This window comes from Lactobacillus sp. WILCCON 0058 (genome assembly GCF_057198005.1).
Genome location: NZ_JBUBHM010000001.1, coordinates 1,848,280 through 1,862,402, shown reverse-complemented (window position 1 = coordinate 1,862,402; position 14,123 = coordinate 1,848,280). Strand labels below are relative to the sequence as shown.

Sequence of the window (14,123 nt, the reverse complement as noted above, 5' to 3'; positions counted from 1 at the left end):
TTCTCGTCTCCTTATTTTTTACAGTTTATGAGTCCCATCAACGATCTTGGCTTCGTAAAAGCTAGCGGCGTAGCCGATGGTGTCTTGGTAGATCCTGCCAACCTTTTCCTTGAATTCTTCTGCCTTATCTTCTTTGACGATGGCAATGGCGCTGCCGCCAAAGCCACCGCCGATCATTCTGGCGCAAAGGCAGCCATCTTGCTTCCAGGCGCTTTCTACCAGGGTATCCAGTTCTTTCCCAGTAACTTCGTAGTCAAAGCGCAGAGAAACGTGGGAGGCGTTGATCAAGCGGCCCAGCTGCTTTAGATTCTTTTCCTGCATGGCTTTAGTGGCCTTGATGGTTCTTTGGTTTTCAAAAACGGCATGGCGGGCCCGCTTAAGCAGGGTCTCATCATTGATCAAGTAGGAGTATTCGTCAAAAGTTTTCTCATCAATATCGCCTAAGTGGTCAATGCTGAGCTTTTCCTGCAGCCTTCTGGTAGCTTCCTGGCATTCACGGACGCGGTCGTTATAGGCTGAGTCGGCCAGGGTATGCTTTTTATTAGTGGACATGATGATGATTTCGTAATCGCCCAAATCCAGCGGCAGGTAGTCGTATTTCAGAGTGGCACAATCAAGGAAAATGGCATGGTCTTTCTTGGACATGTTGACGGCAAACTGATCCATGATCCCGGAAGAGAGACCGATAAACTCGTTTTCGGTCTTCTGGCCAAGTTGGGCCAGCTTGACTGGATCAATCTCTAGCCCGTATTCATCAGTTAGGACGTGCCCGATCAGCATTTCGATTGAGGCTGATGATGACAGGCCGGCCCCGTATGGCAGGTTGCCCCAAACGTAAAGGTTGAAGCCATGGTCAATTTCGCGGCTTTCGTCTTGAACGTAGGCGGTCATCCCCTTGAAGTAGTTGATCCACTTGTGGTCTGGGTCGTTTTCCAACTTGCGGTCGCCAATTTCAAAGACGACCAAGGCATTATTCATGTTGCCAGAGCAGATGGCAATCTTCTTGTCCTCTCTTGGTCCGTAAGCGGCGTAGGTCCCTAAGCTGATGGCACAAGGGAAGACGTGGCCGCCGTTGTAGTCGGTGTGTTCACCGATGATGTTGATCCGGCCTGGTGAGAAAAAGAGGTCGGCTGCTTCTTGCTTGAAGATTTGCTCAAAATTACTTTTTAAAAATTTTGTGTTCATTTTTGTTACCTTTTGTCGCAATTTGTTTGTCATTAACATTCTAACCGCTTCCACGAAAATAAACAATGTTTTAGGAGAAAAAAAGGCAAAATGTAACTAGGAGATTAAACTCATTTTTGCATGATTTTTTGCTTTTATTCTGTCTCACTAATGACTGGTCTAAACTCTTTCGCCTTGGATGATAAATTTTTCCCTCAGACAAAGTTAATAATCTAATTTTTGTAAGCCTTTTCCAAAAAGATGGCAAAGAAAACGGGAAAGGGTCTTAACATTGGTCTAATTTTAAACTATAGTATTGGCCATAGAAAGAAATCAAAAAAAGAGCTAAAAAAACGAGGCAAAAACAGATGAAAGCAGCAAGCAGATTAGAAGCAGATTCAATTGGTAGTCTTGAAGTCCCTACAGCCGCCTACTACGGCGTTCAGGCTGAACGGGCCAGCCGGAATTTTGAAATCACTCACTTAAAGATGAGTCCGGTTTTCTTGAGCAACCTGGCTTTGATCAAAAAGGCAGCTGCCAGCGTCAACCAGGAAATTGGTCTACTTACCAAAGAACAAGCGACAGCAATCAAGACTGCCTGTGACGAAGTAATCGCTGGCAAGTTTGCAGCTGATTTCATCGTCGACCCAATCCAAGGCGGAGCCGGGACCAGCGCGAACATGAACATGAACGAAGTCATTGCCAACCGGGCCAACGAACTCTTAGGCGGCAAGCGGGGGACTTACGACCTGGTTCACCCGAACGACCAGGTCAACATGGCCCAGTCCACCAACGACACGATTCCAACTGCCGGCAAGATGACCACCATCTTGCTTAGTGAGAAGCTGGTGGAAAGCCTGGACAAACTGGAAGCTGCTTTGCGAATCAAGGCGGATGAATTCTCTGACGTGATCAAGATGGGCCGGACCCAGCTGCAAGACGCCGTGCCAATGACCTTGGGCGATAGTTTTGCCGGCTACGCTTCAATGGTAGCTCGTTTAAAGAAGCGCTTGGAAAAAGCCACCATGGAAATGCACGAGATCAACCTGGGGGCAACAGCGATCGGGACTGGGATTAATGCTTCTCAATACTATGAAGACCACATCGCTGGTGAATTGAGCAAGCTCTTTGGCTTTGAACTCAAGCAGGCAGATGACCTCTTTGATGCTACGGAAAACCTGGACTCCTTTGTGGAAGTTTCCGGTGCTCTTAAAGCTTGCGCCATCAGCCTGTCCAAGATGTCCAACGACCTCCGTCTCTTGTCCTCTGGTCCGCGCTGCGGTTTTGCCGAAATCAACCTGCCAGCCAAGCAAAACGGGTCGTCTATCATGCCAGGCAAAGTCAACCCGGTTATCCCGGAAGTTGTCAGCCAGGCAGCCTTCCTGGTCTGCGGGCACGACACCACCATCACCATGGCGGCTGAAGCGGGGCAGCTGGAATTGAACGCCTTTGAACCAGTCGTCTTCTACCAGCTTTTTGAATCTTTTACTGCTTTGACTGGAGCAATCGACACTTTGGTAGAAAACTGTATTACGGGCATCACTGCCAACAAGGGCCGCTGCAAGCAGCTCAAGGAAGGCAGCGTCGGCATCGCCACCGTTCTTTGTCCATACCTGGGCTACCAGCTTTCCGCCAAAATCGCCAAGCGGGCCCTTAAGGAAAAGCGCAGCGTCCGTGAACTTGTTCTGGAAGGCCATTTGATGAGTGAAGAAAAGCTGGACGGCTTGCTGGGGTAAAAAATAAACTTGTTAAAGAAACAATCTATTTATTTAAGAAAGGCGCTAGCGTTTGCTCAGTGCCTTTTCTTGTCCCAAAAATATTTGAAAACTAATTACTGCTTAGCTTGCTTTCTTCTCTCTTCAAAAAAGATATGGCTGATCTTAAAGTGCCGCATTAAGAAGACCAAGCCGGCGATTGCGCTAGCGGCGACAATGAAACATAACGGAGCTGGCAGGGCAGGGTTGACAGTTCTTAAAACTGGCAAGCGCAGGAGCCAGATAATCGCGCCGGCCATGACCAGACTCATGATTGACCAGAGCTGCAGGTGACTGTGCTTGATTCCCGCTTTGACCAGGTCTTTATAGCGGGTAACGACCCAGCCCATAAAGAGGGCGAGGACTAAAATTGTCAGCCAGCCGATCTGTCTATTTGGATCAAGCTTTCCTTTTGCGATTGACTCATAGACGCCGGCCAGGATGCTGAACATGGCCAGAAAGGCCAGGCAGACGACAAAGAAGTATGGCCACTTGCTCTCTGCCTCGTTCTCTTCTTTCGGCTGCAGCAGTTGCCGGGCCAGGTCTGTTGGAGCCAGGTCAAAGAGTCGGCGGGCAGTTTGCCCTTCTTCCTGGGCGATGACGATTTTGGCCAAAAGGGGAGCAGTTAAATCTTCTGCCTCTGTTTGACCAAGTTTTCCTTCGGTTATTAGTGCCTGCTTGAGACTGGTTAGGTACTTTTGATTCTTCTTGGTTAGCTTTTCCGTTAACTTTTTAGCTGGCAGTCTCTTTAACTGTTCATATTTGTTCGTTTTTTCTGCCCGCTTACGTAAGCTGTCCTGCCGGGAATTAGCAGAAAGTAGATTTTTCGTACGTGCGTTCATGGTTGCTTTTCCTCCATTCTTGTGTTTGTTGCCAATAAATAATATAGCGCTTTCTCACGATTATGCCAAAAAAATTGCCGATTTTTGTTGCTTTTTGTTCTGTTCTTTACATTTTCAGCTTGAAATAGCTGAAAATATGTCCATATATATCTATCCAAAGCGCTATTCCACAGTGCTTTTAACAGGCATAACGAAAAAACACAAAAAAACACAAAAAGCGCTTGCACAATTGAAAACGGTCAACTATAATAATCAGTGTAATCAAACAAAAGCAAACAAAAAGTGTTCAGAATAGTTCATTGATTGTCTGTGATTGAAAGGAGTGCTGTGATGTTGACAGCGACGAAAACTGACTTGTTTGCTGATGACGCGGTGTTCATCAGTGAGCAGCTTGACAAGGAAGCCGTGATTCGCGAAGTTTACCAAAAGTTGCTCGATCGGGGCTATGTAAAAGGAGACTTCATTGCGCATATCTTGGAGCGTGAAAAGCAATACCCAACCGGGATTGACACTTCGCCGATTTCCAAGGAACTGCCAAATGTTGCCATCCCACACACGGAAGGCGAGTTCGTGAACACGCGGATGATCGTGCCGATCGAACTGGTCCACCCGGTTAAGTTTCACAACATGATCGAACCGGACAAGGAATTGGATGTTAAGTTTCTGTTCATGATCTTGAACAACGATCCGGAAGGACAGGCAAACATCTTGGCACAAATCATGGATTTCTTGAATTCGACGCCAGTTGATCAATTGAAGAAGCTCTTCAATTCCAAATCCACAGACGAAATCTATGAATTTATGATCGGACATTTTTAGGAAACAAGGTTTTATAGGAGGCTTTTAACAATGGCTAGACAAATCAAGCTTTTGGCAGCATGTGGTGCCGGGGTTAACTCATCCCACCAAATTAAGGATGCAGTTGAAGCGGAAATGAAGAAGCGCGGGCACAATGTTAAGTGTGACGCGGTCATGATCAAGGACGTCAACGAAGACTTGCTGAAGGACTACGACGCTTACTTGACGATTGCTAAGACCGACCTGGCTTTCACTCCAAAGATCCCAGTCGTTGAAGCCGGTCCAATCCTTTACCGGATTCCAGCCATGGCTCAGCCGGTCTATGATGAAGTAGAAAAGATCTGCAAGAAGATCGAAGCGGAATAAAAAGGCAAAGAGTAAAAGAGTAAAAGATTTTTGTCGGGAGGACAAAAAGAAATGAATGCGATTATTTCCTTTGCGAACGCGGTTTTTAAACCGTTGATCGACATGGGCGCGCCAACCATCATGCTGGTGGTTTTGACGGTGATTGCCCTGTGTTTCAGAGTTAAATTCAGCAAGGCGCTTGAAGGTGGTATGAAGCTGGCCATCGCCTTGACAGCCATCAGCAACGTCATGTCAATGCTGACGACGGCCTTCCAAGTGCCAATGAAGCAATTCGTTGAACACACCGGGATCCACATGGATATCCTGGACATGGGCTGGGCACCTCTGGCTACCATCACCTGGGGTTCACCTTACACCCTGTACTACCTGCTGGTTTTGATCATCTTGAACGTGGTCATGCTGCTCTGGAACAAGACCAACACCTTGGACGTCGACATCTTCGACGTTTGGCACTCAGCCTTTGTCGGCCTCTTCTGCATGTACTGCGGGGCTCCGCTTTGGCTGTCAACCATCCTGGTTCTCTTCATCGGGACTTTGAAGATCATCAACTCTGACTTGATGAAGCCAACCTTCAACGACCTGTTGGACGCTCCAGACACTAACCCAATGACCACGACCCACATGAACTACATGATGAACCCAATCATCATGGTCTTCGACAAGCTCTTTGACAAGGTCTTCCCATGGCTGGACAAGTTCGACTTTGACTCAGCTAAGCTGAATGAAAAGATTGGCTTCTGGGGCAGCCGCTTTGCCATCGGTGTTTACCTTGGGGTCTTCGTTTCCCTGCTGGCTGGCACCAACTTCACTACTGAAGCCGGCTGGAAGAATATGTTTACTCTGTCCTTCACTGCTGGTACCTGCATTGAATTATTCTCAGTCATTGGTTCTTGGTTCATTGCATCCGTTGAACCACTTTCCCAAGGTATCTCTACTTTCGCTACCAAGAAGTTTGAAGGCCGGACCTTCAACATTGGTTTGGACTGGCCATTCATCGCCGGTCGGTCAGAAATCTGGGCTGCATGTAACGTTTTGGCCCCAATCATGATGCTTGAAGCCATGGTTCTGCCAGGCAACAGACTGATGCCTTTAGGCGGGATCATCGGGATGGGGATCGCACCTGCCTTGCTGGTTGTCACCCGCGGCAAGATCATCCGCATGATCATCATCGGTGCCTTGGAACTGCCTGTCTTCCTGTGGGCTGGTACTTTGGTTGCTCCATTCGTCACTAACGTCGCTCACCAAGTTGGTGCTTCAATTCCTGCCCACACTTTGGTTTCCGACACGACTATGGAAGGGCCAGTTGAAAAGTTCCTGGGCTACCTGGTTGGTAACGCCTGGAGCAAGCAAGGGATGTTCATCGTCTACGCGCTTTTGGCTCTGGCTGCCTACCTGCTGCTCTTTATGTGGTACGCAAAGCAAATGAAGAAGCGCAACGCTGAATACGCTGCTGCTAAGGCAAAGAAGAATTAGTAAATAATTACTTGCTTGGAGGTTTTTGTTATGAAAAAGTCTGACTCACCAGTATCGGCTGCTGAAAAAGCACGCCGTGACCGGGTCTTTATGTGGACTGTATTTGTGATCATCATCAATGCCGTCAGCCTTTTGACCAAGCTGTGGGTCTTTCAAGCGGCGGCCATGATCGGTACGACCTATGCTCTTTACAAAATCGTTGTCTGGGACAACAAGAAGAACCGTTACAGCCGGAAATACTACAACTGGGCTGGACATGCTTTAGACAAAAAAGATTCAAGCAAGTAGTCCGTGTAATAAATGGAATAGTAAAAAGAAAAATAGAGGTAAAACTTAATGATTAAAATTACTGCGGATGTTGCACAGCACTTGGAAAATCTGTCAACTGCTGACGGCGTCATTTCTGCTTTGGCCATCGACCAAAGAGGGTCTTTGAAGAGAATGCTGGCTGAGGCTGCCAACAAGCCAGCCGATGAAGAAACCATCGTTGAATACAAGAAGGCAGTTTCAGAAGAACTGACCAAGTATGCCTCTGGTATTTTGACTGACCCTGAATATGGTCTGCCGGCAACCAAGGTTCGCGACAAGAATTGCGGTCTGCTGCTTTCATACGAAAAGACTGGCTACGACACCAGTGAACCAGGCAGAATGTGCGACTTGATCGAAAACCAATCTGGCCTGCGGATCAAGGAAGAAGGCGCTGACGCCATCAAGTTCCTGCTCTACTACGACCCAGACGAAGGCGAAGCTATCAACGATAAGAAGCATGCCTTTGTCGAACGTGTTGGTGCCGAAGCCAAAGCTGTTGGCTTGCCATTCTTCCTGGAACTGTTGACTTATGACGCCAACATTGCCGACAATCAAAGTCCGGAATTTGCCAAGGTCAAGGCCCACAAGGTAATCGAAGCTGAAAAGGAATTCTCCAAGCCGCGTTACGGCGTAACTGTCTTAAAGGTGGAAATTCCTTTCAACATCAAGTATGTCGAAGGCTTCAACGGTGACAACGAAGTCGTTTACAGCCAGGAAGAAGCTAAGAAATTGTTCAAGAAGCAGTCCGACGCTACTGACCTCCCATACATCTTCCTGTCTGCCGGCGTAACTTCAGAAGAATTCATCGCTGAAATCAAGCTGGCCGAAGAAGCCGGTGCCCAGTTCAACGGCGTTCTCTGCGGCCGGGCAACTTGGAAGCCATCCATCAAGATCTTCGCGGCTGAAGGCGAAGAAGCCGGCCGCAAGTGGATGCGGACCCAAGGCAAGGAAAATATCGAAAACTTGAACAAGGCTCTGACTGGTGCCAAGTCATGGCGTGACAAGCTGGAAGTTGAATAAGGCGACTCTCCCAAACTTACTTATTACAACTCCTCAATTACTCCCATATAGATTAGAACGTTGCGTTATTAATCCATGGAAAACTCTCTTCCTCTAACCATTGAGTAAATAGACACTTAACAAATTCACTTTCATCACATTAATCCGCGAATTCTCTAATAAATTCGCGGGTTTTCTTTTAAACTCCTTCATTGAAAAAATGAGCACATAACAGAAAGGAAAAGAAAAAATGATCCTAACCATCACCATGAATCCGTCAATCGACATCTCTTACCCCCTAGACCACCTGCAGATCGATGACGTCAACCGAGTCAGCCAGGTCAGCAAGGTAGCCGGCGGGAAGGGGCTCAACGTCTCCAAGGTGATCAATCTGTTAAACCATGAAGTCCTGGCCACGGGGATTACCGGTGGCTACTTCGGCCAATATATCGAAGACCAGCTCAAGAAATTGGAATTGCCTTACAAGTTCTGGCACATCAACCAAGAGACCCGGAGCTGCATCGCTATTTTGCACGACGGAGGCAAGCAGACCGAAATTTTGGAAGCCGGCCCGACCTTAACGGAAGCTGACGGGGACCAGTTCCTGGACCACTTTAAGCAGCTTTTAAAGGATAGCAGCTTGGTAACCATCTCTGGTTCCTTGCCAGCGGGCCTTCCAGCTGACTACTATGCCAAGCTGATTGATCTGGCCCACCAAGCCGGCAAGAAGGTCCTCTTGGACAGCTCAGGCAAGAGCTTGGAAGCAGGCCTCTCTGCCAGCCCAGACTTGATCAAGCCAAACGAAACTGAGCTCCAGCAGCTCTTAGGGCAAAAAATCGATCTGGATGACCTGGACGCTCTTAAGGCGGCCTTGAGCCAGCCAGAATTGGCCAATATTGAATGGGTAGTCGTTTCCCTTGGCGCCCGAGGTGCCTTTGCCAAGCACGGCCAGGACTTCTATGAAGCTAGAATTCCGAAGATCAAGGTGGTCAGCCCAGTTGGGTCTGGCGACTCAACTTTGGCCGGGATGGCGGTTGCTATCGACCGGGGTGAAAAGGCAGAGGATGTCCTGCGCTGGGGGATGACGACGGGGATGCTGAATACCATGCAGGCCAAGACCGGCTGGATCGATCCAAGCCAATTTGACAAATACTACAAGCAAGTTACGGTCACTAAATATTAGGGGGCAAGCAAAATGGCTAAAGAATACGCGATCGCTAATGAGCAACTGAAAGTAAAGATTTCTTCTTTAGGCGCCGAACTGCAGAGCGTTAAGAGCAAGCAAGACGGCTATGAATACGTCTGGCAGGCAGATAGCCGCTATTGGGGTCGGCACGCCCCGCTGCTGTTTCCTTTTATTGGCCGGTCAAATGATAATTCCTACCTGCTGGATGGCCAAAAATACGCGATGAAGCAGCATGGCTTTTTGCGCGACTATGAATTTAAGCTTGTCAGCCTGGAGAGTGACCAGATCGTCCTGCTCTTTGAATCAAGTCCTGAAACAAAGCAGGTCTATCCTTACGACTTTGCCTTCAAGGTCAAGTACCAGCTGCGGGGGAAGGAATTGCTAATCCGCTACCGGATCGACAACTTCAATGACAAGAAGATGTACTATTCTCTGGGCTTTCACCCGGCCTTCAACCTGGAAGGGGACTTGGCCGACTACCGCCTGGAATTTGCTCCAAAGCAAACCGAACTGACCTCTTTGCTGATTGATCCTGCTCCTTTTAGAAGCGGCAAGGAAGAAAAAGTTGCCCTTAAAGATGGCAACCTGCCTTTGAGCTGGCCGATGCTGGACAAGGGCTTGAAGATCTACAAGGCAGACGCTGTCAGCCGCGTTAAGCTGGCCAGCGGCCACCAGCACGCTGTTTCTTTGGATATCAGCGACTTCCCTTACCTGGCCGTCTGGAGTCCGGAAGAGAATCAGGCGCCTTTTGTCTGCGTTGAGCCTTTCCGCGGCCTGCCAGACCGCTATGGCCAGCCAGTTGAACTGAGCGAAAAGGATGGGGAGCAGTGGCTCTTCCCAGAGATGTACAACCAGATCACGGCCACACTGACTTTCGATTAATCATTTTGAACATTTTCTTGGTAGAACTGATTGCTTTTTGTGCGAAATTATCAAAAAGTGTCAGTTTTTTTGCCTTGCTTGGTTTACAATTAAACAAGATGGTTTTGCCTTTTAGCGTAAAACTCAAAAGAAGTGCGCGAAAAGTGCAAAAAATTTTGTTTAAAAGTATTGAAAAAGGTGTTCACCGATGTTATATTATGTTTGTAAGCGAACATGAATTAACAAAGGTGATCAAGAGGTGGAGAATGTTAAAGAGAGAACGTCTTGATCAAATAATGATCGCGGTTACCAAGCAAGGTTATGTTTCAGTTGCTGATCTGGCAAAGGCATTGAATGTCTCGGAAATGACCATTCGGCGGGACCTGGATGAATTGTCCAAGTCCGGCAAGGTCATCCGCCTGCACGGCGGGGTCCAGGCTATCTCATCCCAGACCCAGATCGAGCAGAATTTCCAGGAGAAAAGAGAAATCCACATCCAGGAGAAGCAGGAAATTGCCAAAGTGGCGGCAAGTCTGGTTAATGACAATGAAACCATCTATGTCGGCCCGGGAACCACGTTGGAATTTATGGTCGCTCGCTTAAATCAGGAAAATCTGCGAATCGTGACCAATTCGCTGCCGATTTTTGAAATGGCACGCAGCAATCCGCGCAACTACATGCTGGTTTTGGTCGGCGGCTCCTACCGCCGGGTCAGCGGCAGCTTCTATGGCGCGCTTTCCAATAATGAGCTGGATTCGATGAATTACGACAAGGCCTTTGTTGGTGTCAATGGGATTAGTGATGCTGCCCTTTTGACGGCGGATATTGAAGAAGGACAAACGCAGAGCATTGGCCTTAATAATTCGCAAAAGCGGATTCTGGTGGCCGACATGTATAAGTTCAATCACCGGGACTTTTACCAGTTCTACAGCCTGTACGATATCGACGAATTGGTTACCAATGAACAGATTTCTCCTGACGTGTTGGAATATTATCGGCAATTTACATCGATACGAACGCGCATCGAGGAATAAACGAAAGGAAGCATAACAATGAAAGTTGTTATCGGCAGCGACAAAGACGGATTTAACTTGAAGGAATCAGTCAAGGACTACCTTCAAAAGCATGATTATGAAGTCCTGGATGTTACTCCAGAACCAGCGGAAGACTTTGTGGAATCAAGCCTGAAGGTGACCCACGAAGTTTTGGACAACGGCATCAAGAAGGCCGTAATGTTCGACCGCTACGGCGTAGGTTCAGCCATGGCCTCAAACAAGGTCAAGGGGATGGTAACCGCCGATGTTAACGAAGAACGGACCGCGCACATGACCGCGATGCACAACGGTGCCAAGGCAATTGCTTTGGGCAGCGGGGTAGTGGGGCCAGACCTGGCCAACACGATCGTGCAAAGATACTTGGATACTGAATACGCCGCAGGGCGTCACCAAGTTCGTTTGGACATGCTCGAAAAGATGATTTAGTTAACGGAGGCTTCAAAAAATGTTAGATAATGATCGTCCACAACCAGAATACGTTGATCCAAAAATTGACAAGCACACGGTTATCGCTTTAGGTAATGACCACATTGTTACTGCAACCAAGATGCTCATTTCCGACCACTTGAAGGATGAAGGCTACCAAGTCCTGGACATGGGGACTTACGACAACTCCCGGACCCACTACCCGATGTACGGCAAGCGGGTGGCAGAAGCTGTTGCTGACGGCCGGGCCGACCTGGGGATCGTTCTTTGCGGGACTGGGATCGGTATCTCAACTGCCGCTGACAAGAACGAAGGGATCCGGGCAGCCATGGTCGGTGACGTTACCCAAGCCATTTACGCCAGAGAAGAACTGAACGCCAATGTTTTGGGCTTCGGCGGCATCGTTTTGGGCCGGGACTTCATTTTTGACATTGTCGACGGCTACTTGAATGCTGAATACAAGCCAAGTGAAGAAAACAAGAAGCTGATCGATAAGATCGACCACATTGCCAAGCCAAATCCAGACCAAAAGGACAATGAACACTTCTTTGACGAAGAAAACAAGAAGTGGGCTCAAGGTGTCTACCATGACTAAACTGGAGGCCTTCCGCCAGGCCAATCCGGATTTGACCATTTTGGAAGCAAGTGATCCGGATTTTGCCCAATACGGAGTCAAGTATGACTATCCGCTGGATGAAATTGAGCAGGTGATGGCTCAAGTCGAAATGCCGGCTAAAGGGTCAAGCTACCTGCAAAAGATTCCGGCTTTGGAAAAGACGGAAACGATCCAGCGGATCGGCAGAGATGTGTTCGCGGGGATGCCGGTTGACGCCGGGGCCACGATCGGCCACACGGATGACTTTTCCGCTTTTGAATACCACCAGTGCTCAGAATTAAACATTATGCTTGATGATGTGCTGATGGTATTGGCCAAGCGGCAGACATTGGATCAAAGGGGAAAAATTGACCCGCAAAAAGACGGGCAGCTCTTCTACGTGCCAAAGGGCTCGATTGTTGAACTTTACAATACGACTCTTCATTACGCGCCGATCCAGATTACTAAAGCCGGCTACAAGGTGATCGTTGTCGTTCTGCACGGAACCAACCTGCCTTTGCCAGACGGCTTCAAGAGCGACAACCCGCGGGTAGTCAAGCAGGGCAAGTTCCAAGTAGTCCACCCGTCCCGGAAGGACAAAATCGCTCAGGGCTACCAAGTTGCCTTGACAGGTGACCTGCTCACTACCCGGCCGCTTGATCGATGAGCAGATAAATAGACAAATATACACTTGTAAAACCTAACTAAAAAGGCGTTGACAGTTTTTCTGTCAACGCCTTTTATTTTTATTTGACTTTAATTGCTTAAACTTGGATGGGCACTTCTGTGCTTTTCGCTGAGCCAGCACCAGCCACCAAAGAGGAGGGTCCAGCTGGCAGCCAGACTTGCCCCGAAGACATCAGCTGGAATAAAGAAGAGGCTGAAGAAGATGACCAGGAAGAAGGCGATGGTCAAAGGACTGGAGACCTTGTAGAAAGGCATCTTGAAGCCGTCAGCCATGAAGTCGCTGGATTCCCGGTACTTGCGGTGGGCCAGAAGGGCCAGAACATAAACCAGGATGTACATGTCACTCGTTGCCCCGGCTACCGTGCCGAAAACTTCAATAGCAGTGCTGGAGAAGCTCATGATTGGCGCGATCAGCATTAAGGCAACGGAGACCGCGATCCCCGCGGCTGGTACGCCGTTTGCTGAAATCTTGGCGAAGTGCTTTTTCAAAAATGACCCCTTAGGGGCTTCTTCAGCCAATTGAAAGAAGTGGCGGCCGGCGGAAAAGATGCCGGAGTTAAGAGAAGATGCTGCGGCAGTCAATACGACAAAGTTAAAGATCGAGGCTACGGCATTAAAGCCGGCAATCTTGAAGACTTGGACGAAAGGACTTGTCCCGCTGGTAATTTTTCCCCAAGGGATGACGCACATGATTACGGTTAAAGTAGCAATGTAGAAAAGAAGGATCCGGAGCAAGGTTTCGTTGACGGCCTTCTTGATGACTTTCTTCGGGTTCTTGGCTTCGCCGATGGTAATCGTCACGAACTCAATCCCGGCAAAGGAGAAGAAGACCATCGGGAAAGCCGTGAAGAAGGCGTACTTGCCTTTTGGCAAAAGGGAGAAGTTGCCGGTGAAGTTGCTGAGGCTGGCCTGGCCAACCGGTGTCTTGGCATTCGCGGCAACCATGATGATCCCGGTTACGACCAGGGAGATGATGGCGATGATTTTGATCATGGCAAACCAGAATTCAGTTTCGCCAAAAAGCTTTGCCGCCGTCAGATTAAGCAGGGTCAAGAGGCCTAAAACCGCTACTTCAATCAGCCAGGCGGGCAGGCCGGGCAGCCAGTACTGGACATAGGTTGAAACGGCCGTCAGTTCCGCCATGCAAGCAAAAAGGATGCCAATCCAGTAGGTCCAGCCGGCAAAGCGGCCAGCTGCCTCGCCCAGGTATCTGCTGATGAAGGAGACGAAGGTGTGGCTGTTAGCGTCAAAATAGAACATCTCTCCTAATGCCCGTAAGAGGAAAAAGAAGAAGAGGCCCATGATGGCGTAGATAAAAATAACTGAGGGGCCAGTGGCAGAAATCGTGGTCCCGGCCCCCAAGAACAGGCCGGTCCCGATCGTGCCGCCAATGGCAATCATTTGCACGTGCCGGTTGGACAAGGAACGGATGGTTCCGTCCGTGTTTTGAATGCTGCGGTCTTCCATAAAGCAAGTCCTTTCTGCTAAACAAAAAATTAAAATCAAATAAGAATTTATGGTTTTATAATATAAGCTTCAGCATTTTTTGTAAAGGAAAAATCGCTTAAGAAAGGGCAAAAAAAGTGGGGTGTCAAAACAAAATTAGTT

General features: G+C 48.5%; 15 protein-coding genes. 12 read left to right on the top strand and 3 right to left on the bottom strand.

Features of this window, described 5'->3' with window-relative positions:
- Positions 1–18: 18 nt before the first annotated feature.
- A complete protein-coding gene (locus ACYVUU_RS08600) occupies positions 19–1,185 on the bottom strand; it encodes a galactokinase (protein WP_484500661.1) in 1,167 nt (388 codons plus the stop codon).
- A gap of 347 nt (positions 1,186–1,532) precedes the next feature.
- Between ACYVUU_RS08600 and ACYVUU_RS08595 the strand changes: the two genes are divergently transcribed.
- The gene (locus ACYVUU_RS08595) at positions 1,533–2,900 is read left to right on the top strand and encodes an aspartate ammonia-lyase (protein WP_484500660.1); all 1,368 of its coding nucleotides are present in this window, start codon (positions 1,533–1,535) and stop codon (positions 2,898–2,900) included.
- 95 nt (positions 2,901–2,995) lie between these two features.
- On the opposite strand, the gene ACYVUU_RS08590 is transcribed toward ACYVUU_RS08595, so the two are convergent.
- A complete protein-coding gene (locus ACYVUU_RS08590; RefSeq protein WP_484500659.1) occupies positions 2,996–3,760 on the bottom strand; it encodes a DUF1129 family protein in 765 nt (254 codons plus the stop codon).
- Positions 3,761–4,090: 330 nt separating this feature from the next.
- On the opposite strand from ACYVUU_RS08590, the gene ACYVUU_RS08585 reads away from it, so the two are divergent.
- The 11 genes from ACYVUU_RS08585 (at position 4,091) to ACYVUU_RS08535 (ending at position 12,495) form a co-directional block, all read left to right on the top strand.
- Positions 4,091–4,579 (top strand): PTS sugar transporter subunit IIA, encoded by a 489-nt coding sequence (locus ACYVUU_RS08585; protein WP_439774872.1) that lies wholly within the window; start codon positions 4,091–4,093, stop codon positions 4,577–4,579.
- 30 nt (positions 4,580–4,609) lie between these two features.
- Positions 4,610–4,924, top strand: coding sequence for a PTS sugar transporter subunit IIB (locus tag ACYVUU_RS08580; protein ID WP_439774873.1), 315 nt, complete (start codon positions 4,610–4,612; stop codon positions 4,922–4,924).
- Positions 4,925–4,975: 51 nt separating this feature from the next.
- Complete coding sequence (locus tag ACYVUU_RS08575; protein WP_439774874.1) at positions 4,976–6,397, top strand: PTS transporter subunit IIC; 1,422 nt, start codon at positions 4,976–4,978, stop codon at positions 6,395–6,397.
- Positions 6,398–6,427: 30 nt separating this feature from the next.
- Positions 6,428–6,685, top strand: a complete 258-nt coding sequence (locus ACYVUU_RS08570) for a hypothetical protein (RefSeq protein WP_484500658.1) — start codon at positions 6,428–6,430, stop codon at positions 6,683–6,685.
- Positions 6,686–6,733: 48 nt separating this feature from the next.
- Positions 6,734–7,726 carry a tagatose 1,6-diphosphate aldolase gene (locus ACYVUU_RS08565; RefSeq protein ID WP_484500657.1) on the top strand — a complete coding sequence of 331 codons (993 nt, stop codon included), beginning with the start codon at positions 6,734–6,736 and terminating at the stop codon, positions 7,724–7,726.
- Between the two features lie 229 nt (positions 7,727–7,955).
- Entirely contained in the window at positions 7,956–8,888 is a 933-nt protein-coding gene (locus ACYVUU_RS08560) for a hexose kinase (RefSeq protein ID WP_484500656.1), read from the top strand.
- A 12-nt stretch (positions 8,889–8,900) separates the two neighbouring features.
- Positions 8,901–9,773 (top strand): aldose 1-epimerase family protein, encoded by an 873-nt coding sequence (locus ACYVUU_RS08555; protein WP_484500655.1) that lies wholly within the window; start codon positions 8,901–8,903, stop codon positions 9,771–9,773.
- A 245-nt stretch (positions 9,774–10,018) separates the two neighbouring features.
- Positions 10,019–10,786 carry a DeoR/GlpR family DNA-binding transcription regulator gene (locus tag ACYVUU_RS08550; protein WP_484500654.1) on the top strand — a complete coding sequence of 256 codons (768 nt, stop codon included), beginning with the start codon at positions 10,019–10,021 and terminating at the stop codon, positions 10,784–10,786.
- An 18-nt stretch (positions 10,787–10,804) separates the two neighbouring features.
- Positions 10,805–11,233: a galactose-6-phosphate isomerase subunit LacA gene (gene lacA, locus ACYVUU_RS08545; RefSeq protein WP_003615881.1), complete on the top strand. Its 429-nt coding sequence runs from the start codon at positions 10,805–10,807 to the stop codon at positions 11,231–11,233.
- A gap of 19 nt (positions 11,234–11,252) precedes the next feature.
- Positions 11,253–11,828: a galactose-6-phosphate isomerase subunit LacB gene (lacB, locus tag ACYVUU_RS08540; RefSeq protein ID WP_439774880.1), complete on the top strand. Its 576-nt coding sequence runs from the start codon at positions 11,253–11,255 to the stop codon at positions 11,826–11,828.
- A complete protein-coding gene (locus tag ACYVUU_RS08535; RefSeq protein ID WP_439774881.1) occupies positions 11,821–12,495 on the top strand; it encodes a DUF4867 family protein in 675 nt (224 codons plus the stop codon). The genes lacB and ACYVUU_RS08535 overlap by 8 nt, the downstream gene beginning before the upstream one ends.
- 89 nt (positions 12,496–12,584) lie before the next feature.
- On the opposite strand, the gene ACYVUU_RS08530 is transcribed toward ACYVUU_RS08535, so the two are convergent.
- A complete protein-coding gene (locus ACYVUU_RS08530; protein WP_439774882.1) occupies positions 12,585–13,982 on the bottom strand; it encodes an amino acid permease in 1,398 nt (465 codons plus the stop codon).
- Positions 13,983–14,123: the final 141 nt, after the last annotated feature.